The sequence below is a fragment of the Microbacterium sp. 69-7 genome (assembly GCF_001897985.1).
GTDB lineage: Bacteria > Actinomycetota > Actinomycetes > Actinomycetales > Microbacteriaceae > Microbacterium > Microbacterium laevaniformans.
In genome coordinates this window covers 11,604-33,348 of record NZ_MKRU01000005.1, presented here as the reverse complement: position 1 = coordinate 33,348, position 21,745 = coordinate 11,604, and the positions used below count along the sequence as shown (strand labels likewise).

20 protein-coding genes are annotated in these 21,745 nt (G+C 71.3%); 13 read left to right on the top strand and 7 right to left on the bottom strand.

Features of this window, described 5'->3' with window-relative positions:
• Positions 1-18 precede the first annotated feature (18 nt).
• A complete protein-coding gene (locus BGN98_RS00585) occupies positions 19-423 on the bottom strand; it encodes a pilus assembly protein CpaE (protein ID WP_121189477.1) in 405 nt (134 codons plus the stop codon).
• A 78-nt stretch (positions 424-501) separates the two neighbouring features.
• Between BGN98_RS00585 and BGN98_RS00580 the strand changes: the two genes are divergently transcribed.
• A complete protein-coding gene (locus BGN98_RS00580; protein WP_288118753.1) occupies positions 502-1,662 on the top strand; it encodes an acyl-CoA dehydrogenase family protein in 1,161 nt (386 codons plus the stop codon).
• A gap of 159 nt (positions 1,663-1,821) precedes the next feature.
• Here BGN98_RS00580 and BGN98_RS00575 read toward each other — a convergent pair whose 3' ends face one another.
• Positions 1,822-2,094 (bottom strand): metal-sensitive transcriptional regulator, encoded by a 273-nt coding sequence (locus BGN98_RS00575; protein ID WP_005052299.1) that lies wholly within the window; start codon positions 2,092-2,094, stop codon positions 1,822-1,824.
• 34 nt (positions 2,095-2,128) lie between these two features.
• Here BGN98_RS00575 and BGN98_RS00570 point away from each other — a divergent pair, with 34 nt between their 5' ends.
• The 4 genes from BGN98_RS00570 (at position 2,129) to BGN98_RS00555 (ending at position 5,212) form a co-directional block, all read left to right on the top strand.
• Positions 2,129-3,400, top strand: a complete 1,272-nt coding sequence (locus BGN98_RS00570) for a DUF445 domain-containing protein (protein WP_288118750.1) — start codon at positions 2,129-2,131, stop codon at positions 3,398-3,400.
• 89 nt (positions 3,401-3,489) lie between these two features.
• Complete coding sequence (locus BGN98_RS00565; RefSeq protein WP_005052293.1) at positions 3,490-3,834, top strand: gamma-glutamylcyclotransferase family protein; 345 nt, start codon at positions 3,490-3,492, stop codon at positions 3,832-3,834.
• Entirely contained in the window at positions 3,834-4,748 is a 915-nt protein-coding gene (locus tag BGN98_RS00560; RefSeq protein WP_288118744.1) for an arginase family protein, read from the top strand. Before BGN98_RS00565 ends, BGN98_RS00560 begins: the two co-directional genes overlap by 1 nt.
• Entirely contained in the window at positions 4,745-5,212 is a 468-nt protein-coding gene (locus BGN98_RS00555) for a SixA phosphatase family protein (protein WP_005052288.1), read from the top strand. Before BGN98_RS00560 ends, BGN98_RS00555 begins: the two co-directional genes overlap by 4 nt.
• Before the next feature lie 51 nt (positions 5,213-5,263).
• Here BGN98_RS00555 and hutI read toward each other — a convergent pair whose 3' ends face one another.
• From hutI to hutH, 3 genes are read right to left on the bottom strand one after another with little or no spacing between them, the layout of a single operon-like run.
• Entirely contained in the window at positions 5,264-6,457 is a 1,194-nt protein-coding gene (hutI, locus tag BGN98_RS00550; RefSeq protein ID WP_288118740.1) for an imidazolonepropionase, read from the bottom strand.
• On the bottom strand, positions 6,454-8,178 hold the full coding sequence (gene hutU / locus BGN98_RS00545) for a urocanate hydratase (RefSeq protein ID WP_288118737.1): 1,725 nt from the start codon (positions 8,176-8,178) through the stop codon (positions 6,454-6,456). The genes hutI and hutU overlap by 4 nt, the downstream gene beginning before the upstream one ends.
• A gap of 15 nt (positions 8,179-8,193) precedes the next feature.
• Positions 8,194-9,765 (bottom strand): histidine ammonia-lyase, encoded by a 1,572-nt coding sequence (hutH, locus tag BGN98_RS00540; RefSeq protein ID WP_288118734.1) that lies wholly within the window; start codon positions 9,763-9,765, stop codon positions 8,194-8,196.
• A 52-nt stretch (positions 9,766-9,817) separates the two neighbouring features.
• Here hutH and BGN98_RS00535 point away from each other — a divergent pair, with 52 nt between their 5' ends.
• On the top strand, positions 9,818-10,615 hold the full coding sequence (locus BGN98_RS00535; RefSeq protein WP_288118732.1) for an IclR family transcriptional regulator: 798 nt from the start codon (positions 9,818-9,820) through the stop codon (positions 10,613-10,615).
• A 28-nt stretch (positions 10,616-10,643) separates the two neighbouring features.
• Here BGN98_RS00535 and BGN98_RS00530 read toward each other — a convergent pair whose 3' ends face one another.
• On the bottom strand, positions 10,644-11,711 hold the full coding sequence (locus BGN98_RS00530) for a LacI family DNA-binding transcriptional regulator (RefSeq protein ID WP_016464595.1): 1,068 nt from the start codon (positions 11,709-11,711) through the stop codon (positions 10,644-10,646).
• Between the two features lie 118 nt (positions 11,712-11,829).
• On the opposite strand from BGN98_RS00530, the gene BGN98_RS00525 reads away from it, so the two are divergent.
• From BGN98_RS00525 to BGN98_RS00510, 4 genes are read left to right on the top strand one after another with little or no spacing between them, the layout of a single operon-like run.
• Complete coding sequence (locus tag BGN98_RS00525) at positions 11,830-13,089, top strand: sugar ABC transporter substrate-binding protein (RefSeq protein ID WP_016464594.1); 1,260 nt, start codon at positions 11,830-11,832, stop codon at positions 13,087-13,089.
• 2 nt (positions 13,090-13,091) lie between these two features.
• Positions 13,092-14,246: a carbohydrate ABC transporter permease gene (locus BGN98_RS00520; RefSeq protein WP_016464593.1), complete on the top strand. Its 1,155-nt coding sequence runs from the start codon at positions 13,092-13,094 to the stop codon at positions 14,244-14,246.
• Positions 14,243-15,148: a carbohydrate ABC transporter permease gene (locus BGN98_RS00515; protein ID WP_016464592.1), complete on the top strand. Its 906-nt coding sequence runs from the start codon at positions 14,243-14,245 to the stop codon at positions 15,146-15,148. Before BGN98_RS00520 ends, BGN98_RS00515 begins: the two co-directional genes overlap by 4 nt.
• The gene (locus tag BGN98_RS00510) at positions 15,145-17,037 is read left to right on the top strand and encodes a glycogen debranching N-terminal domain-containing protein (RefSeq protein WP_016464591.1); all 1,893 of its coding nucleotides are present in this window, start codon (positions 15,145-15,147) and stop codon (positions 17,035-17,037) included. The genes BGN98_RS00515 and BGN98_RS00510 overlap by 4 nt, the downstream gene beginning before the upstream one ends.
• Positions 17,038-17,043: 6 nt before the next feature.
• On the opposite strand, the gene BGN98_RS00505 is transcribed toward BGN98_RS00510, so the two are convergent.
• Entirely contained in the window at positions 17,044-17,520 is a 477-nt protein-coding gene (locus tag BGN98_RS00505) for a YbaK/EbsC family protein (RefSeq protein ID WP_016464590.1), read from the bottom strand.
• 104 nt (positions 17,521-17,624) lie between these two features.
• Between BGN98_RS00505 and BGN98_RS00500 the strand changes: the two genes are divergently transcribed.
• From BGN98_RS00500 to BGN98_RS00490, 3 genes are all read left to right on the top strand, one after another.
• The gene (locus BGN98_RS00500; RefSeq protein ID WP_288118720.1) at positions 17,625-19,547 is read left to right on the top strand and encodes a heavy metal translocating P-type ATPase; all 1,923 of its coding nucleotides are present in this window, start codon (positions 17,625-17,627) and stop codon (positions 19,545-19,547) included.
• Between the two features lie 68 nt (positions 19,548-19,615).
• On the top strand, positions 19,616-20,698 hold the full coding sequence (locus BGN98_RS00495) for a Glu/Leu/Phe/Val dehydrogenase family protein (protein WP_288118717.1): 1,083 nt from the start codon (positions 19,616-19,618) through the stop codon (positions 20,696-20,698).
• A gap of 140 nt (positions 20,699-20,838) precedes the next feature.
• A partial coding sequence (locus tag BGN98_RS00490; protein ID WP_288118715.1) for an AMP-binding protein occupies positions 20,839-21,745 on the top strand: 907 nt, incomplete at its 3' end.

Sequence of the window (21,745 nt, the reverse complement as noted above, 5' to 3'; positions counted from 1 at the left end):
ATCCGTATCGCGGCGTCGTCAGGAGATGCGGCGCAGCACGTGCAGCACCGCGAGGGCGTACGCGTCTTCGGGCTGGGGATGCTCGAACGCGTGCGTTTCGCCGGCGAACTCGATCTCGACGCGGTGGGTGTCGGCGAGCCGTTCCAGTCGGCGGAACGCGCCGCGCAGCAGCTCCCGCAGCTGATCCTCTCGCGGCAGCCAGAGCGCATCGGTCTGGGCGACCGCGTCCAGCGCCCACTCGGTCGTGCCGTTGAAGGCGAGGATCGCCCCGGTCGCGTACTGCCGCGGCTCGATCGTCATCTCGCTCACGGTGAAGACATCCGCTTCGAACTCCGGCTCGTCGAGCTGAAATCGGTCCCCGGATGCCGGGCGCCACAGCAGACCGGCATCGCGCAGGGCGAGGGCCAACTCGGTGGAGATCATGCTTCCATCCTGCCGCGTCGGCGGCACCACGGGACCGGCGGCGACCCTGAGGCAGGTGACGAGGGGCAGGATGGAGGGGTGACCGATTTCGATGCGACCGCATACCTGCCGGACGACCTGCTCGAGCGCATCCGCTCGCGTGCCGCCGCCGTGGATGCCGAGAACCGCTTCCCCACGGAGGATCTCGCGGAACTGACGGCGGCCGGATACCTCTCGATCCTCGTCCCCACCGCGTTGGGCGGCGCAGGTCTCGGGCTCGCGGAGGCCGCGGTGCTGCAGCAGCGGCTCGCGGGCGCCGCGCCGGCGACGGCATTGGCGATCAACATGCACCTCGTGTGGACGGGAGTCGCGAAGGTGATGTCCGATCGCGGCATCGATGACCTGCGGTTCGTGCAGACCGGCGCGGTCGCCGGCGAGGTCTTCGCGTTCGGCATCAGCGAGGCAGGAAACGATCTGGTTCTCTTCGGCAGCGACACGCAGGCCGTCCCCGCCGCCGACGGCTCGTACTCCTTCACGGGGACCAAGATCTTCACCTCGCTCGGGCCGGTGTGGACGCAGCTGGGTCTGCACGGACTCGACACGACCGACCCCGCGGATCCGAAGATGGTCTACGCGTTCGTGCAACGTACCGACGCCGTCGAGACCCGTGACGACTGGGACACCGTCGGCATGCGCGGTACGCAATCGCGCACGACGGTGCTCAACGGCGCCGTGGCCCCCGCTGACCGTGTCGTTCGCCGCGTCGTGCCCGGCCCGAACCCCGATCCGATCGTCTTCGGCATCTTCAGCGTGTTCGAGGTGCTCCTGGCATCCGTCTACACCGGCGTCGCGCGCCGCGCGCTCGACCTGGCGGTCGCGGCGGCGAAGACGCGGACGTCGAAGAAGACCGGGCGCCCGTACAGCGACGATCCCGACATCCGCTGGCGCATCGCGGAGATGGCGCTCGCCTACGACGGCCTGCTCCCCCAGGTCGCGGCGATCGCACACGACGTGGACGTCCTCGTCGATCACGGCGGGCAGTGGTTCCCCCGACTGTCGGGTCTGAAGCACCGCGCGGTCGTGGCCGCCAAGCAGATCGTCGACGAGGCGATGCTCGTCGCCGGAGGCTCGTCGTACTTCCAGCGCAACGAGCTCAGCCGCCTCTACCGCGACGTGCTCGCCGGCATGTTCCACCCGTCCGACCCCGAATCGGCGCACGCCACCGTCGCCGCCGCCTGGCTCGGCCCCGTCAGCTCCTGAGCTGCCCTCGGCATCCGGCTGCGGCATCCACCCCGGGCATCCGTCCTGTTCAGAACCGAACTGCAAGGGTTGCCGCGCGGCACGCCGCGCGGATCCCGCCGCACCCGGCGTGTCGCGGCGACGGCCTTGCGATTCGGTCGGACCGGAGGGATGCCGCGGTCAGCGCGTCTCGAGGTCGTACGCCTTGAGGAGTTCGGCGACGGCGAGCTCGCGCTGATCGCCGCCCTCGGCGAACATGTGCGCGACGTGCGTGCGCAGATGATTCTCGATCAGCAGCTTGTCCAGTGACGCGAGCGCCCGCTGGATCGCTCGGGACTGGGCGATGATGTCCATGCAGTAGTCCTCGTTCTCGATCATCCGTGCGAGCCCGCGCACCTGCCCTTCGAGGATGCGGGTGCGATGCAGGGCGCGCTTCTGGATGTCTTCGATCACGCGGCCAGGATACGCCGCATGCGAGACTACGGGCATGGCGCGCACCCCCACCGAACTGCTCAGCCCGGCCGACCAGGAACGTCGCCGCGCGTTGCGCGTGATGAAGGGCGTCGCCCTCGGCGCACTGATCCTGATGGCGGTCGTGTTCGTCGTGGCGTTCATCCTGCAGGAGCGCTTCCCGTGGCTGCAGTACGTCCGCGCCGCGGCAGAGGGCGGCATGGTCGGCGCCCTGGCCGACTGGTTCGCGGTGACCGCGCTGTTTCGTCACCCCCTCGGCATCCCCATCCCGCACACCGCGATCATCCCGCACCGCAAGGACGAGATCGGGCGCACCCTGGGCGAGTTCGTCGAGACGAACTTCCTCGAGGCGGGCGTCGTCCGCGCGAAGCTCGAGTCGACGCCCATCGCCCGCACGGCCGGTGCCTGGCTGCGCGATCCCGCGCACGCCGAGACCGTCGCGGCGGAGGCGTCGACGGTGGCCTCCGGCATCCTGCGCGCCCTCAGCGACGATGAGGTGCAGGATCTGATCAGCGACCTCGCGCGTGAGCACCTGCTCAGCCCGCAGTGGGGACCGACCGTCGGCGGGTGGCTCGGTCGGGTCGTGCAGGCCGACGCGCACCGTGGCGCGGTCGATCTGGGCGTGGACAGCATCGCGACGTGGTTGCATGCCAACCACGCCGCCTTCAGCGGTCTGGTCTCCCGACGACTGCCCTCGTGGGTGCCGTCGGTCGCGATGCGCCTCGTCGATGACACCGTGTACAACGAGGCCGTGAAGTTCGTCGCCGCGATCCAGGACGACCCCGACCACCCCGCGCGGCGCGCCGTCGACGGATACCTCGCGCGCCTCGCCGAGAACCTGCAGAGCGATCCGACGACGATCGCGCGACTCGAAGAGGCCAAGACGGCCGTCTTCGACAGCCCCCGCGTGCGCGAACTGGCCGCCGAGGCGTGGAACACGGCCAAGACGGGCCTGCTCACCGCACTGGCCGATCCCGCCAGCGGGCTGCGCCGACGCGTGAGCGCGGCGCTGGTCGAGATCGGCGAGCGCCTGTCGACGGATGCCGCGCTCCAGCACCGTGTGGATGATCGCATCGCGGGGGCCGCGGTGTTCGTCGTGGATCGGTACCGCCACGACATCGCCTCGATCATCACCGAGACCGTGGAGAAGTGGGATCCCGCCGAGACCACCGAGAAGATCGAGCTGATGGTCGGACGCGACCTGCAGTACATCCGCCTCAACGGCACGATCGTGGGCGCCCTGGCCGGACTCGTCATCTTCGCCGTCGCGCACGCGCTGCTGGGCTGAGCACACGTGCTCGGGGGACGGTCAGGGACGGCCGGTGAACGCACGCGCGCCTCTGGCTGGCCGCGACCCGGCGCAGTAGCCTGACGGACATGGGCGAACCGGCGGACGAGCTGCTGTTCACCTACGGCACGCTCCAGTATGCCGAGGTGCAGCTGGACACCTTCGGGCGCCTGATCGCGGGCGAGCCCGACGTGCTGCCCGGTTACACCATCGACTACGTCGAGATCGAGGACCAGCGCGTCGTCGATCTGTCGGGCGCCTCCGTGCATCCCGTGCTGCGCGAGACCGGCAGCCCGCTGGACAAAGTGGTCGGCCGCGTTCTGCACCTCACCGCCGATGAAGTGGATGCCGCCGACGAGTACGAAGTGTCGCTGTACCGCCGGGTGCGGGTGACGCTGGGAAGCGGGCGCACCGCCTGGGTGTACGTCGGCTGATGACGGCTGCCCTGTCCCACGACCCGCTCTGGCCGCGCGCCGGCGACTGGCCCGCGCTCGAGGAGGCGTCGGCGGCCGGGCGCCTCGACGCCGTGCTGCTGGGGGTGCCGGCCTGTCGCACATCGCTCTCACCCACCGGTGCCGATGCGACGCCCGGCGCGGTCCGTGAGGCGCTGCGCCGGTACAGCCCGACGCTCCTGGGTCCGCCGCCCGTCGACCTCGCCGCCGCGCTGCGGCTGGCCGACGCGGGCGATGTCGCCGAGCCCGACGGCTCCGAGGGCGAGGCGCGCGTGCGCGGCCGCACCGCCGCGCTGACGGCGCGCACCGCACTGCTGATCGCGCTCGGCGGCGACAACTCGATCACGTATGCGACGGCCCAGGGCGCCGGCGCCGCCGGTCTCATCACGCTGGACGCGCACTTCGACCTGCGCGACGGCGTCTCCAACGGCTCCCCCGTGCGTCGCCTCGTCGACGACGGCCTCGACCCGACGCGCATCGTGCAGATCGGCATCGCCGACTTCGCCAATTCCGCGGCGTACGCCCAGCGCGCCGCCGACCTCGGCATCCGTGTCATCACCCTCGACGAGCTTCGTCGGCGCGGGGCGCACGACGTGATCGCCGAGGCGCGCGAGGTGGCCGGGCGCGGGGGTGGCGGCATCCATCTCGACATCGACGTGGACGTCTGCGATCGTGCGGTGGCGCCCGGCTGCCCGGCGTCGGTTCCCGGTGGCCTGCAGGCGTGGGAGCTGCGGACGCTCGTGCGGGGCGTGGCCGCCGACGCCGGCGTGCGCAGCGCGGATATCGTCGAAGTGGATGCCGCGGCCGACGCGGCCGACGGGCGCACCGTGCGCCTGGCCGCCCTGTGCGTGCTGGAGCTGCTAGCCGGCCTGCACCGACGAAAGGTCACCGTATGACGACGCTCGTGCTCGTCCGCCACGCCAAGAGCGACTGGGGCGATCCCGGTCTCGACGATCACGACCGTCCGCTCAACGAGCGGGGCCTGCGCGACGCACCCGTGCTCGCGGAGCGGCTCGCCACGCGGGGACTGCAACTGGATGCCGTGCTCTGCTCGACCGCGCTGCGCGCCCGCACGACGGCATCCTTCTTCGCCTCCGCGTTCGGGCTGCAGCCCGAAGCGGACCCCGACCTCTACGGCGCGCCGGCGGGCACCCTGCTGGCCGCCGCGGCGGCGAGGGCGGTGCCCGCCGTGATGGTCGTCGCGCACGATCCCGGCATGACCGTGCTGGCGCAGAGCCTGTCCGGCGGGCGCATCGGCCATATGCCCACCTGCGCAGTCGCGACGTTCGTGTGGGCGAGCGACGACTGGGATGTCGCGACGGCCGTCGACCCCGACGAATGGAGCTTCGACCGCCCCTGACGCCGTGCCGCACGGGGCGTTTCGACTCGCGGCAGCGCCGAGTCGAAACGACTACGCGATCAGCTCACCGCCGCGGTAGACGGCGCGCACCAGCGGCACCCCCGGGCGGTACGCGAGGTGGGTCCGCGTCGGCGCATCGAGCAGCACCAGATCGCCACGTGCGCCGAGGGCGAGGGAGCCGACATCGCTGCGGCGCAGGGCGCGAGCGCCGCCGGCGGTGGCCGCCCAGACCGCCTCGGCGACCGTCATCCCCATCTCGCGCACGGCGAGCGCGACCATGAGCGGCAGAGAGCTGGTGAAGCTGGTGCCCGGGTTGCAGTCGCTCGCGAGGGCGACACTCACGCCGGCGTCGATCAGCCGACGCGCATCGGGATAGGGCTGCCGGGTCGAGAACTCCACGCCGGGCAGCAGCGTGACCACGACGTCGCTCGCCGCGAGCAGGCGCACATCCTCCTCATCGAGGTAGGTGCAGTGATCGACCGAGATGACGTCGAGCTCGGCCGCGAGCCGCGCGCCGCGCCCGTGACCCAGCTGGTTGGCATGCAGCCGTGGGAGAAGTCCCGCGTCGATCCCCGCCAGGAGGATGCGGCGGCTCTCGGCGGGCGTGAACGCCCCCCTCTCGCAGAAGACGTCGATCCATCGGGCGAAGGGGAGCACGGCGTCGAGCATCGGGCCGCAGACGAGATCGATGTAGGCGTCGCGATCACCGGCGAACTCGTCGGGCACGACGTGCGCGCCGAGGAAGGTGACCTCGTCGGTGACCTCGCGCGCGAGGCGCGCGAGCCGGGCCTCGCCGTCGAGGGTGAGGTCGTAGCCCGTCTTCACCTCGAACGTGGTGGTGCCCTGCCGGTGCATCTCGTCGACGAAGCCCCTCAGACGCGCCCGCAGCTCGTCGTCGGATGCCGCGCGCGTCGCCGCCACGGTGCGCCGTATGCCGCCGGCGACATACGGCTGGCCGGCCATGCGGGCGGCGAACTCGTCGGCGCGATCGCCCGCGAAGACGAGGTGCGTGTGGCTGTCGACGAACCCGGGGATGACCGCGCGCCCCTCGGCATCCACCACCACCGCCGAGACATCGGCGAGGGAGCGGGGTCGGTCCGCAGCGCGGCCGATCCAGGCGATACGACCGTCGACGATAGCCACGGCGGCGCCCCGGATGACGCCGGTCGGGTCGGTGGGGTCATCTCCTAGCCCCTCGACGTTCGTCGTGAGCTCACCGATGTTCGTGAGGATGAGCGTGCTCACGGCACGTCGTCCCGCAGCATCGGAACCGTCAGTCCGCGCTCGCGCGCGACCTCGCGCGCACGCTCGTAGCCGGCATCCACGTGCCGCATGACCCCGGTGCCGGGATCGTTCGTGAGCACCCGCTCGAGCTTCTGCGCGGCGAGCGCCGTGCCGTCGGCCACGACGACCTGACCGGCGTGGATCGAGCGGCCGATGCCGACCCCGCCGCCGTGGTGGATCGACACCCAGGACGCCCCCGAGGCCGTGTTCAGCAGCGCGTTCAGCAGCGGCCAGTCGGCGATCGCGTCCGAACCGTCGGCTATCGCCTCGGTCTCGCGGTAGGGCGAGGCGACCGAGCCGGCATCGAGGTGATCGCGGCCGATGACGATCGGTCCGGCGAGTTCGCCCGAGGCGACCATCTCGTTGAACCTCAATCCGGCGAGGTGGCGCTCCTTGTAGCCGAGCCAGCAGATCCGCGCGGGCAGCCCCTCGAAGTGCACGGTCTCCCCCGCCTTCTCCAGCCATCTGCGCAGCGGGACGTCGTCGGGGAACAGCTCCGCGACCGCACGGTCGGTCTTCGCGATGTCGTCCGGATCGCCCGAGAGCGCCACCCACCGGAACGGGCCCCGACCCTCGGCGAACAGCGGCCGGATGTAGGCGGGCACGAACCCGGGGAACGCGAACGCCCGGTCGTAGCCGCCGAGCTCGGCCTCGCGGCGGATCGAGTTGCCGTAGTCGAACACGGCGGCCCCGGCATCCTGGAATCCGACCATCGCCTCCACGTGCGCCGCCATCGAGGCGCGGGCACGGACGGTGAAGCCCTCCGGGTCGGATGCCGCGGCATCCCGCCACTGTCCGACGCCCACTCCGACGGGCAGATAGGCCAACGGGTCGTGGGCGCTGGTCTGATCGGTGACGATGTCGATCGGGGCGGCGCCCGCGAGGCGGCGGCGCAGCAGCTCGGGGAACACCTCGGCGGCGTTGCCGACGAGGCCGACCGACCGCGCCTGTCCCGCCGCGCGCGCCGCCACCGCACGCGCGAGGGCAGCGTCGAGGTCGTCGGTGTACTCGTCGAGGTAGCCGTGCGCGACCCGGCGCTCCAGACGTGACGCATCGACGTCGACGATCAGCGCCGCTCCCCCGTTGAGCGTCACCGCGAGCGGCTGGGCGCCGCCCATGCCGCCGGCTCCGGCGGTGAGGGTGAGCGTTCCGGCGAGCGAGTCCCGCCCGAGTGAGCGGGCGACGGCGGCGAACGTCTCATACGTGCCCTGCAGGATGCCCTGCGTGCCGATGTAGATCCACGATCCCGCGGTCATCTGCCCGTACATCGTGAGTCCCAGCTGCTCGAGCCGGCGGAACTCCGGCCAGCTCGCCCAGTCACCCACGAGGTTGGAGTTGGCGATCAGCACGCGCGGGGCCCACTCGTGGGTGCGGAAGACCCCGACCGGCTTTCCGGACTGCACCAGCAGCGTCTCGTCGGGCTCGAGCTCATCGAGCGTGCGGACGATGGCGTCGTATGCCTCCCACGACCGCGCCGCCCGCCCCGTGCCGCCGTAGACGACGAGGTCTTCGGGGTGTTCGGCGACCTCGGGGTCGAGGTTGTTCATCAGCATCCGCTTCGCGGCCTCGGCCCCCCAGCTCTTCGCCGTGCGCTCGCTCCCACGTGGGGCGCGGACGGGGCCGCGGCTCGACGCCGCCCGGTTCACAACTCCGGAGTTTTGGGCGTCAACGGGTGATGTCATCGTGATCTCCTTCGATCAGGGACGGTTGTCCGGAGTTGTGAACGCAGCGTCGGCGACCGCGCCGGAGAGAACGAGCGCGGTGGCGGCTTCGAGGTCGGGGCTGACGAACCGGTCGGGCCCGGGCCCTGCGATGCCCGCGGCGCGCACCGCGGCGCGGACCGCGGCGGTGGCGGGCCCCGGCTGCAACGGCGCCCGCAGGTCGAGGGCCCGGCACCCGGTGACGAGTTCGATCGCGAGCACCCGGGCGAGTCCGTCGACGGCGCGGCGGAGCTTGCGTGCGGCGGCCCACCCCATCGACACGTGGTCTTCCTGCATCGCCGACGAGGGGATGGAGTCGACGGATGCCGGGACCGCCAGACGCTTGAGCTCCGAGACGATCCCCGCGGCCGCGTACTGCGCGATCATGAGCCCCGAATCGACGCCGACCTCGTCGGCGAGGAACGGCGGCAGACCGTGGCTGCGGGTGCGATCGAGCGCCCGGTCGGTGCGGCGTTCGGCGATCGAGGCGAGGTCGGCGACGGCGATCGCGAGGAAATCGAGGACGTACGCGACCGGGGCGCCGTGGAAGTTGCCGTTGGATTCGACGCGACCGTCGCCGGTGACGACCGGGTTGTCGACGGCGGAGGCCAGCTCCCGCTCGGCGATGGTGCGGGCGTGCGCGACGGTGTCGCGCGCGGCTCCGTGCACCTGTGGCGAGCAGCGCAGCGAGTACGCGTCCTGCACGCGCGTGCAGACCGCCGGGTCGCGGTGACTCGCAACGAGGGGCGAGTCGGCGAGCAGGGTGCGCACGTTCGCGGCCGACGCCGCCTGCCCGCTCTGCGGACGCAGCGCCATCAGGTCGGCGGCGAACACCGCATCGGTACCGAGCTGACTCTCGATCGAGATGGCGGCGGTGATGTCGGCGACGGTGAGCAGATTGTCGAGGTCGCAGAGGGCGAGAGCGAGCATGCCGAGCATGCCGTCGGTGCCGTTGATGAGGGCGAGACCCTCCTTCTCTTCGAGAACGAGCGGAGCGATGCCGGCGGCGGCGAGAGCGTCGGATGCCGCCACGAGCGCGCCCGTGCGATCGCGCACCTCCCCCTCGCCGAGGGCCGCCAGCGCGAGGTGCGAAAGTGGGGCGAGATCTCCGGAGCACCCGAGCGAGCCGTACTCCCGCACGATCGGGGTGATGCCGGCGTTGAGCATCGCGGCGTAGGTCTCGACGACGATCGGGCGCACGCCCGTGTGTCCGGTCGCGAGGGTCTGCAGGCGCAGCAGGTGCAGGGCGCGCACGACTTCGCGTTCCACCTCCGCACCGGTGCCGGCCGCGTGGGAGCGGATGACGCTCGCCTGCAGCTGACGGCGTCGCTCCGGCGCGATGAAGGTCGTCGCCAGCGCGCCGAAGCCGGTCGAGATGCCGTAGTGCGGCTCCGGGTCGTCGGCCAGGCGCTCGATGAGCTCCCGCGCCGCGCCGATCCGCGTCCAGGCGTCGGCGGCGATCTCGACCGCGTCGCCGTGGCGGGCCACGGCGACGACCTCGGCGGGTGTCAGGGGGCGCGCTCCGACGAGGCCGTGATCGGCAAGGGTCGAAGCGGCGACGGTGGTCATGTCCCGATTCCATCCCGATTCTGCCCCCGCGGCCACACGAGCGTGGCATTCTGTGTCTGTGATCCCAGACAACGCCGACGATGCGGGCTCGTCGCCGGCCCCTGCGCAGGTCCCCGCCGCAGATCAGACACTGCGAATCCTCTCCTACCTCGCACGCCAGCGCGGACCGGTCGCCGCCCGGACGATCTCCGACAGTCTCGGCATCCCCCGCTCCAGCGTCTACCACCTGCTGGCGGCGATGGCGGCGCACGGATTCGTGGTGCACCTGCCACACGATCGGCGCTGGGGGCTGGGGACGGCCGCGTTCGAGCTGGCCGGCGGCTACGCCCGCCAGCAGCCTCTCGCCAGGCTCGGGCGTCCCCTCGTCGCGGCGCTGTCCGACCGCGTTGGTGAGAGCACGCATGTGGCGGTCATGACCGGCCGCGACGTGCTGTACATCGTCGAGGAGCGCGCGCCGCGGCGCCCCGCGCTCGTCACCGACGTGGGCGTGCGGCTGCCGGCTCACCTGACGGCGACGGGACGTGCGATGCTCGCAGCCCTGCCGCGCGAGCAGGTGCGCGCCCTCTATCCGGATGCCGCGGCCTTCGCCGACCGCACGGGCCGCGGACCGCGGCGCCCGGCCGAGCTGCGCGAGCTGCTGCGCCAGACGCGCGCGGCGGGCTTCGCGAGCGAAGACGGCGAAGTCACCCTGGGCTTCCGCTCGGTGGCCGTGGCCGTGCGCGACCACGCCGACTGGCCGGTCGCGGCGATCGCGGTCACCTGGCCGGCCGAGGCCGGACACTCCGCGGAGGCGCTCGCGCCGGCGGTCACGTCGGCGGCGGACGAACTGCGACGACGGCTCCACGGCTGAGCCGTCCGGCAGCCCGGGTCCGCGCCGCCTACCGAACGACGAGGCGCGGCTCGACGAGGACGTGGGCGCGCCCGGGCTCGGCGTCACGGCGCTCGATGGATGCCGCTCCCCCGAGCAGCAGGTCCAGCGCGCCGACGGCGACCTCTTCGGGCAGCTGCTCGACGCTGGACAGGCCCAAGGCTTCGGCCGCGGGGGTGTTGTCGAAGCCGACGATCGGGAGGGCGGGGCGCCCGGCCGCCACCGCGGCCAGATGGGCGCCCACCGCGAGCGAGTCGCTGGCGCAGACGATGGCATCGATCTCGTCGGCGGCGACGAGATCGGCGGCGACGTCGCGCGCGCGCGCCACATTCTCGTCGCTCACGGCGCGGATCGGCGTCCATCCGCCCGCGCGCGCGTGCCCGGCATCCAGGGCCTGACGCCACCCGCGTTCACGGTCGTCGCCGGTCGCGGAACCGGCGGGCCAGCCCAGGAAGGCGACGCGCGGACCCGCCGTGGTCAACGCGTGCCGTGTCGCCTCGGCGGTGCCGGCGGCGCCGTCGACATCGACCCAGTGATGGGTAGGGGCGCCGACGTCGTCGCTGCCCCAGGGGCGGCCGAAGGACACGAACGGCACGCCCCGCTCCACGAGCCACTCCGCACGAGGATCGCCGGGGAACGTGCCGGTGATGACGACCGCGTCGATCTCTCCGCCCTCACGCAGATCCCCCATCCGTCGGATCTCCTCCTCGGGGGTGCGCGCCGCGTAGAGCATGACACGCAGGCCCCGCTCGCCCGCCTGCTCGGTGAGCGCGTGCACGAAGCGGTCGAGCACGACGCCGGAGATCCCGCCCGCGTACGGGTCGAGGTGGATGCCGATGGTCGAGCTGCGTCGCGTGCGCAATCGGCGTGCGGAGGCATGAGGGGCGTAGTTCAGACGCGAGATGGCGTCGGCGACACGGGCGCGCGTTTCCTCCCGCACGATCTGGGGTGAGTTGATCACGTTGCTGACCGTCTGGCGGGATACGCCCGCGGCCCGCGCCACGTCCTCGATCGTCGCCGATCTGTTCACGCGGTCCTCCTTGACGGTCTCGGCCTGGTCGTCTATCTTTTCAAGCATCCCACGATTTGAACGATCAAATGATCGATTCAACGGCGGATCGTACGGAGGATCCGCGAGGGGATGGCACCATGGGCCGCGCTGAGCACGCGCGAGCCCCGCGATCGAAGGAGATGCGATGAAGCGACACACAGCACGGACGATGCTCGCGGCAGGGAGCCTGGCCGTGGCCTCGAGCCTGCTGCTGACCGGATGCGGCCAGGGATTCAGCGGGTCGGGATCCGACCCCTCGGCGAGCGCCGGAGGGCTGACCTCGTCCGACAAGCCGCTGACGATCATGATCGGCTCATCGGGAGACGCCGAGACCAAGGCCGCGCAGGATGCCGTCGCCGCCTGGTCCGCGAAATCCGGTGTGTCGGCGTCGGTCGTCGCCGCGACCGACCTCGCCCAGCAGCTGTCGCAGGGCTTCGCTGCCGGCTCTCCGCCGGACCTCTTCTACCTCAGCACCGACCAGCTCGCGGGCTTCGCGAGCAACGGCTCACTGAAGGCCTACGGCGACCAGCTGAGCAACAAGGGCGACTTCTACCCGTCGCTGGTGAAGAACTTCACCTACGACAACACCTTCTTCTGCGCGCCCAAGGACTTCTCCACGCTGCAGCTCGTGATCAACGAGAATCTGTGGACGAAGGCGGGCCTGACCGACGCCGACATCCCGACCACCTGGGACCAGCTGGCCGCGGTGGCCGCGAAGCTGACGAGCGGCACGACGAAGGGGCTCGTCTTCGGCGGCGAGTACGCCCGTCTCGGCGCCTTCATGGCGCAGGCCGGCGGCCGCCTCGTCTCGGAGGACGGAAAGACCGCCGAAGCCAACAGCGACGCCAACGTGACGGCGCTCGCCTACGTGCAGAAGCACCTGCAGGACGGCACCTTCGCCTACGCCTCCGATGTCGGGGCGGGCTGGGGCGGCGAGGCGTTCGGCAAGCAGCTGGGCGCCATGACGATCGAGGGCAACTGGATCACCGGCGCCCTCGGCGACTACCCCGATGTGAAGGCCAAGGTCGTCGAGCTCCCCGCCGGCAGCGCCGGCAAGGGCACCCTGCAGTTCACCAACTGCTGGGGCATGGCCGCCGACAGCCCCAACCAGAAGGCCGCTCTCGACCTCGTCGAGTACCTCACGAGCGCCGACCAGCAGCTTGCGTTCTCGAAGGCGTTCGGACCGATGCCGTCGGTGCAGTCCGCCGCTCAGACGTGGAAGAGCGACAACCCGTCGCTCGTCGCGTTCCTGAACGGCGCCGACTACGCGCAGGGCGTGCCCACCAATAAGGGTGCGGCCGATGTCATCAAGGACTTCAACGCGCAACTGGAGTCCCTGAAGACGGGCGACCCGAAGAAGATCCTCGACACGGTGCAGTCCAACCTCGAGGCCGTCGTCGGCTGATCATGTCCGCTTCCGTCGCCCCGGCCGCGACGCCCTCGCGCCCGGCCCCGCCCCGGCATCCGCGCTCCCGCGGAATCCGCCGCGGCGAGGCCGGCGCGGGCTGGCTGTTCGTGTCGCCCGTCATCCTCATCCTCGGCGTGTTCCTGCTCGTGCCCGTGCTCATGGCGCTCTGGGTCAGCTTCTCGGACTGGTCGGGGCGCGGAAGCCCTCTTTCCGGATCGGTCAGCTTCGTGGGCCTCGACAACTACGTCGCGATCACCACCGGCGGAGGTCTCGCCGAGCGCGACTTCGGCACGGCGCTGCGCAACAACGCCTGGTACGTCCTGCTGGTGGTCCCTCTGCAGACGGTCCTGTCGCTGTTCCTGGCCGTCCTCGTCAGCCGCCGGATCCTGCGCGGCCGTGGGTTCTTCCGCACCGCGTTCTACTTCCCGTCGGTGACCAGCTCGGTCGCGATCACGGTGCTGTGGCTGTTCCTGTTCTCGTTCGCCGGCCCCGTCAACCAGATCCTGTCGGCGATCGGGCTCGCCGCGCCGAACTGGTTCAGCGATCCGCGCGGCATCGTGCACGTCGCCCTCGCAGCGGTGGGCATCACCGACGGACCGGACGCCCTGACCGGCACCGGCTTTCTCGGCGTCTCGTGGTGGGACTGGCTGTCGGGACCCTCGGTCGCGATGTCCGCCTTCGTCCTGATGGCGGTGTTCACCACGAGCGGCACCTTCATGCTGCTGTTCATCGCCGCCCTCCAGAACATCGGCGTCGAACTCGGCGAGGCGGGCATGATGGACGGCGCGAGCGGGTGGCAGCGCTTCTGGCACATCACCCTCCCCCAGCTGCGACCGACGCTGTTCACCGTCATCACACTCGGGCTCATCGGGTGCTGGCAGGTGTTCGACCAGATCTACACCGGCACGCAGGGCGGCCCCGCCAAGACAACGATGACCCCCGCTTACCTCTCGTACACCTCCGCCTTCCAGAACCAGGACTGGGGGGTGGGAGCGGCGATCGCGTTCATCCTCTTCGTCATCATCATCGCCTTCACCCTCTTGCAGCGCTGGGTGCTGCGCGATCGCCCGGTCTCGAAGCGACGCATCCGCGCCTACCAGCCGCGGGCCGCGGCATCCACGCCGTCCGCATCGCCGAAGGGGGCAGACGCATGAGCGCCGCTGTGATGACCGTCGAAGCGCAGACCGAGAGCGCCGGTGCCGCACCGCGCCGCCGTCGGCGGATCACCGTTCGCAGCCTCACCGGGCAAGTGCTGCTGTACGCGATGCTGGCCATGCTCGCGCTCGTGTACATCTACCCGTTCCTCGTGCAGGTGGCGACGTCGTTCAAGACGGAGCCGGATGCCGCGACCGATCCGATCTCGTTGATCCCTGCGACGTTCTCGACGGCGGCCTACGAGCGCCTGTTCCTGCATAGCGACTTCCCCCTGTGGTTCGCGAACTCGGTCATCGTCACCGTGTGCGTGACGATCGGGCGGGTGTTCTTCGTCTCGCTCGCCGGTTACGCGCTGGCTCGCCTGCGCTTCCGCGGCCGCGCCGTCGTGTTCGCCTTCGTGGTCGCCGTGATGGCGGTGCCGACCGTCGTGCTGCTGATCCCCAAGTTCCTCGTGCTGAACCAGCTCGGTCTCTACAACTCCTACGCCGGCATGATCTTGCCGCTGCTCGTGGACGCGGCAGGCGTGTTCATCATGAAGAACTTCTTCGAGTCGATCCCCGACTCGGTCGAGGAACAGGCGCGTATCGATGGGGCCGGCAGCTTCCGCGTGTTCTGGTCGATCGTGCTGCCGATGGCCCGGCCCGCGCTGATCACGATCGTGATCCTGTCGTTCCAAGGGTCGTGGAACGAGCTCAGCCACTTCATCGTGTCGACGCAGTCGCCCGAGCTCACGACACTGACCAAGGGCGTCGCTTCCCTCGCCTCGGGCCAGCTCAGTCAGGGCACCCAGTACCCCCTCAAACTCGCGGCCGCGGCGATCATGACGATCCCCGTCGCCGTCCTCTTCTTCCTCTTCCAGAGGAAGATCATGAACACCAGTGAAGGAGCAGTGAAGGGATGACGGCCGGCTTGCAGCCATTCCTGTCCGACCGGGTCGTGGCGCTCGCCGCACCCACCCAGGCGTGGTCGGGGCGTGACGGCGACATGGGCGCGGCCCCGATCGACGGCATCTACCACGGAGACACGCGGTTCGTGCGCGGTCTCGACGTGCACTATGCCGGCGCCGACGGTGCGTGGCATCGCCCGGAGCACATCGCCACCGACCTGATCTCTGCCTGCACCGTGCGGATGGATGCTCTGCTGCGGGGCGTGGACGACGACACGCCCGATCCGAAGGTGCGTCTGCAGCGGGAGCGCACCGTGGTGGAGGGCCGCGTCACCGAGACGCTCACCGTGCACTCCCACCGCGACATCCCGGTCCCCCTCCGACTGCGTGCCCGCGTGCGCGTCGATATCGGCGCCCTGCAAGACGTGAAAGCGGGCGCGTCCCGCAGGACGGAAGGCGAAATCACGATCGCCGACGGCGCGGTCGTCGTCCGTCGCGGCGACACCTCCGTCCAGCTGACGGCGCCGGATGCCGCGGTCACCGCCGACGATGGCGAGATCACCCTGGAATGGCGCCTGGACTGCCCCGCCCGGGGCCGGATGAGCGTGTCGTGGACGGCACTCCTTGCGGACGCCGCCCTCGTGGTGCGCGGGGCGACCACGACGATCCCCTGGGAGCGCCCGTGCGTGCCCGCGGGTGCCGATCCGCGTCTGCAGAGCTGGCTCGACCGCGCCCTCGACGATCTCGGAGCGCTGCGCCTCGCCCTTCCCGCGGCGCCGGAGGACGAGTTCTTCGCGGCCGGCGCACCCTGGTTCTTCACCCTGTTCGGACGGGACTCGCTCTGGGCGGCGCGACTGCTGCTGCCGCTGGATGCGCGGATCGCGGCATCCACGCTGCGCGTCCTCGCGCGTCTGCAGGGCACGCACGACGACCCGGCGACGGCCGAGCAGCCGGGCAAGATCATGCACGAACTGCGCGCGTCGACACTGACGATGCCGGGCGAGGGCATCGTGCTGCCGCCGCTGTACTACGGCACGGTCGATGCGACAGCCCTGTGGATCTGCCTGTTCGCCGAGACGGCCCAGCGAATGCCGGATGCCGACGTGATCGCACTGCTGCCCGCGATGGAAGCGGCCCTCGACTGGATCGTGGCTTCCGCGGAGCGCACCGGGTTCCTCGAGTACGTCGACGAGACCGGCCACGGCCTGTCCAACCAGGGGTGGAAGGACTCGGGCGACTCCATCCAATGGCAGGACGGTTCGCTCGCGGCAGGCCCCATCGCTCTCTGCGAGGTCCAGGGCTACGCGTACGAGGCGGCGATCGGCGGAGCCGATCTGTTGGAGCGGTTCGGCCGGCCGGGCGCCGAGCGTGTGCGCGCGTGGGCGCGCGATCTCAAGGACCGCTTCGCGGAGCGCTTCTGGGTGACAACGCCGTCCGGACGTTTCCCCGCGATCGCCCTCGACCGCGAGGGCCGCGCGGTCGACACGCTCACCTCCAACATCGGCCATCTCCTGGGCACCGGCATCCTGGACCGCGCGCAGGAGGCGAGCGTCTCCGACCTGCTGATCGATCAGCGGATGGCGTCCGGCTTCGGCATCCGGACCCTTTCGACCGACGCCGGGGGCTACTGGCCGCTCAGCTACCACGGCGGGAGCGTCTGGATCCACGACACCGCGATCGTCGCCCGGGGGATGCTGCGCGCCGGTCGACACGATCATGCCCGGCGGATCGTCGCGCAGATGCTCGCCGGCGCCGAGGCGTTCGAGTTCCGTGTGCCGGAGTTGTACGCCGGTGACAGCGCCGACGAGGTGCGGGCTCCCGCCCCCTACCCCGCGGCCTGCCGGCCGCAGGCCTGGACGGCCGCCGCGGCCGTCACCGCCTGGGAGGTGCTGCGGGCCGACTGAGCGTGCTCAGTCCACCGCGCTGACGGTGCCGCCGGTCAGGCGGACGAGTTCGTCGAACGTGAGAGGAAACACGGTGTGCGGTGTGCCGCCGGCCGCCCAGATCTCGTCGAATGCCGCGAGCGCCTCGTCGACCACGGTGGTCAGCGGGGCGGGGTGTCCGGTCGGCGCCACGCCGCCGATCGCCTGGCCGGTGGCCGTGCGCACCTGATCCGGCGTCGCCCGCACGATGCTCCGGCGTCCGAGGCGCTCGGCGAGGGCCGCCGTGTCCACGCGGTGAGCCCCGCTGGTCATGACGAGCAGCGGTTCGCCGTCGGAGAAGAAGACGAGGCTGTTCGCGATGGCGCCGACCTCGACGCCGAGGGCGGCGGCGGCCACGGCCGCCGTCGAGGCGGCGTCCGGGAGCGTGATGATCTCCCCCGCCACCCCGGCGGAGCGGAGGGCCTCGTGGACGATGCGACTGCGCGGCGAGAGGTTCTCGGTCATGGCGCCAGCCTAGAGTCGGCCGCCCTCGAACATCGCCGACGCGGTCCAAGCAAGGCAATCCAGGCTTACTGGCGGGCCCTCGCTCCGAGGAGAATGCTGGGAGCATGCGCCGCATCCTCGCCGCCCTCGGACGGTACCCCGTGATCACCGCGACCGTCGCCGTGGGCATCATCGCCGCGGCACTCGCCGGCGCGGGTCAGAGCGCGTGGGCGACGGGGATCACCACCGCCTACGTCTCCGCCGTCGTCGTGTGGACGATCATCGGCATGATCCGCGACGTGATGCGCGGTCATGTCGGACTCGACGTGCTCGCCGTCATCGCCATGGTCGCGACCCTCGCGGTCGGTGAGACGATCGCGGCGCTGATCATCGTGCTCATGCTCTCCGGCGGCGAGGCGCTCGAAGACTACGCGGGCCGCCGTGCGACTCGTGAGCTGACGGCGCTGCTGGATCGCGCGCCGCAGATCGCGCATGTCCGCCGTCCGGGCGCGGGCGATGAGACACGGGATCTTCCCGCCGACGAGGTCGCGGTCGGCGACGAGTTGCTGGTGCGCCCCGCGGAGGTCGTTCCCGTCGACGGTGTCCTCCTGTCGGACGAGGCGAGCTTCGACGAGTCGTCTCTGACCGGAGAGAGCATGCCGGTGACGCGCACCGCCGGCGAGACCGTGCTCTCGGGAGCGGTCAACGGATCGCGCGCGATCCGGGTGCGGGCTCTGCGGCGCAGCGCCGACAGCCAATACCAGCAGATCATCGCGCTCGTGCGTGCCGCGCAGGAGTCGCGCGCACCGATGGTGCGCCTGGCCGACCGGTTCGCGATTCCCTTCACGGCGGTCTCGCTCGCCATCGCTGGAGCGGCGTGGGGGCTGTCGGGCGACTCCGTCCGATTCGCCGAGGTGCTCGTGCTCGCCACACCGTGCCCCCTGCTGATCGCGGCCCCGGTCGCCTTCCTCGGCGGCATCTCGCGGGCGGCGAAGGCGGGCATCATCGTCAAGGGCGGCGCCGTCATCGAGCAGTTGGCACGCGCGCGCTCCGCCGCCTTCGACAAAACCGGGACCCTGACCCAGGGCCGTCCCATGCTGGTCGATGTGCGTCCCGCGCCCGGCATCGATCCCGACCGCCTGCTGGCGTGGGCGGCCTCGGCCGAGCAGTACTCCGCGCACGTGCTGGCCGACGGCATCCGTCGCGCCGCGTCCGCCCGTGGGATCGCCGTGGAGGCGGCCGACGATGCGCACGAGGAGGCGACCAACGGAGTGACCGCCGTGATCGGCGGGCGACGCGTCGTCGTCGGAAAGCCGGCCTACGTCGCGGCACTCGCGCCGGACACCACGCTCACCGCGCTGGAGGCGGGGCATGCGGCCGCGTACGTCGCTGTCGACGGGCGCTTCGCGGGAGCCCTCGTGCTCGCCGACGGTGCACGGCCGGAGTCGCGGGCCGTCGTGCGCTGGTTGCGCGGACACGGCGTGGAACGCGTCACGATGCTCACCGGTGATGCCCGGCCCACCGCCGACGCCGTGGCGGCGTCGGTCGGCGTCGACGAGGTGCACGCCGACCTGCTGCCCGCCGAGAAGGTGCACCTGGCCGCGATGATGACGCCGCGCCCGGTGCTCATGGTGGGCGACGGGGTGAACGATGCGCCGGTGCTCGCCGCCGCCGACATCGGCATCGCGATGGGCGCGCGGGGAGCCACGGCCGCAGGCGATGCGGCGGATGCCGTCGTGCTGAAGGACTCGCTGACGAAGGTGGCCGAAGCGGTCGCGATCGGTCGCGACACCCTGCGCGTGGCCTACGTCGCCATCTGGATCGGCATCGCCCTGAGCGTCGCGGCGATGCTGCTCGCGACGACCGGCCTGGTGCCGGCCGTCATCGGCGCGCTCGGACAGGAAATGATCGATCTGGCGACCATCCTGTACGCGCTGCGCGCGCTGCGGGGACGCCCGTTCGATCTCTCCGACCGCGGCACCACCGGCGCGGTCGACGACGCTCACGCGCACGGACCCACGGGATCGGTGCCGGCGGAGGCAGAATAGGGGGTGGATGCCGCAACGCGGCGGCATCCACCGAGCACCGCCCACAAGGCCCGCCGAAAGAGGATGCGATGACGCACACCCTGCCCCTGCCCGATTTCTCCCACGAGCGCGTGGAGGTGACGACGGGCGCCCGGAGCGGTCTGCTCATCACCGTCGCGCTGCACTCCTCGACACTCGGCTCCGCCCTCGGCGGTGCCCGCATGTGGACCTATCCGCACTGGAGCGACGCCGTCGGAGACGCCCTGCGCCTCTCGGCCGCGATGACGCTCAAGAACGCCGCGGCCGGGCTGGACGCCGGCGGCGGCAAGTCGGTGATCTGCCTGCCGCCGGGAACGACCCTCGACGCCGATCGTCGGCGCGCGGCGTACCTGGATCTCGGCGACGCCGTCGACCGCTTCGACGGCAGCTACCGCACGGCGGAGGACGTCGGATCGACGACGGAGGACATGCTGGTGGTCAGCGAGCGGACGGCGCACGTGGTCGGCCTGCCCGACGCGGTGGGCGGGTCGGGCGAGCCCGCGGGCCCGACGAGCCTCGGCGTATACGAGGCGTTGCGCGCCACACTCGAGCAGGTGACCGGCTCGCCCGAGGTCGCCGGCCGCCGGATCACGATCTCCGGGCTCGGGCAGGTCGGCAGCCGACTCGCGGTCCGCCTGAGCGCGGAAGGCGCGGCGCTGACGGTGACCGATGTCAACCCCGCCAAACGCAGCCTCGCCGCCGAACTCGATGCACGGTGGGTCGAGCCGGGCTCCGAGCATCTCGTCGAAGCCGACGTGTTCGTCCCCGCCGGCATCGGCGGGGTGCTCGACGCCGACACCATCGACGCCCTCGCCGCACGCGCCGTCTGCGGCCCCGCGAACAACCCTCTCGCCCACCGCTCGGGTGCCGATCGCCTCGCGGCGCGCGGCATCCTCTACGCGCCCGACTTCGTCGTCAACGCCGGCGGCGTCGTCTACCTGGACCTGGAGGCGAAGCACCGGGGCACACGCAGTCAGATCATGGATCGTGTCGCCGCGATCGGCGACACCGTGCGCGCTCTCTTCGCCGATGCGGCGACGCGCGACATCACACCGCTGGATGCCGCGGAGGAGCGCGCCGCCGAGCGCCTCGCGATCGGTCGTCGTGCTCGGGAGAGCGCCGTGCTCGTCTGACGTCGGCGCCGGGTGGCACGCGGTCTCCCTGAAACGGAGACCGCGTGCCGCACACGCGTCTGGCGGTGGCATGATGGACGCACCCGGCAGCGTCGCCGGTCCGCGCGGGCATTCGCCGCCCGTCATCGAAGGAGACCGCCGTGTTCACCAGCCCCTTCCCCGATGTCGAGATCCCGGACGTCAGCATCTACGACGACCTGTTCGCCGATCTCAGCGCGGATGACGCGGCACGCATCGCCCTCATCGATCCGGCCACGGGCACCGAGACCTCCTACGGCGCGCTCAAGGCGCAGGTCGACGCCTTCGCCGGCGCACTGGCGGCGCGAGGTGTCGGCACCGACACCGTGCTCGGTCTGCTCTGCCCGAACGTGCCGGCGTTCGCCACCGTGTTCCACGGCATCCTCCGCGCCGGCGCGACGGTGACGACGATCAACTCGCTGTACACCGCCGGCGAGATCGAGAAGCAACTGCGCGACGCCGGGGCCAGCTGGCTCATCACGGTGAGCCCGCTGTTGGGCGCCGCGCAGCAGGCGGCAGAGGCCGTCGGCATCCCCGTCGAGCGACTCGTCGTGCTCGACGGCGCCGACGGGCATCCCGATCTGCGCAGCCTGCTCGGCGAGGGCCGTGCCGCGCCGGAGGTGTCGTTCGACCCGGCGACGCACGTGGCCGTCCTGCCCTACTCGTCGGGGACGACCGGCATTCCCAAGGGCGTCATGCTCAGTCACCGCAACCTCGTCGCGAACGTCGCGCAGTGTCGCATCAACATCGATCTCAAGAACACCGACCGCGTGCTCGCGGTGCTCCCCTTCTTCCACATCTACGGCATGACGGTGCTGCTCAATCTCGCGCTCAAGCAGCGGGCGACCCTGGTCACCATGCCCAAGTTCGACCTCGTGCAGTTCCTCACCAACATCCAGACCTACGGCTGCACCTACCTGTACATCGCTCCACCGATCGCGGTGGCTCTCGCCAAGCATCCGATCGTCGATCAGTTCGACATCTCCACGGTGCACACCGTGTTCTCCGGCGCCGCGCCGCTCGACGGCG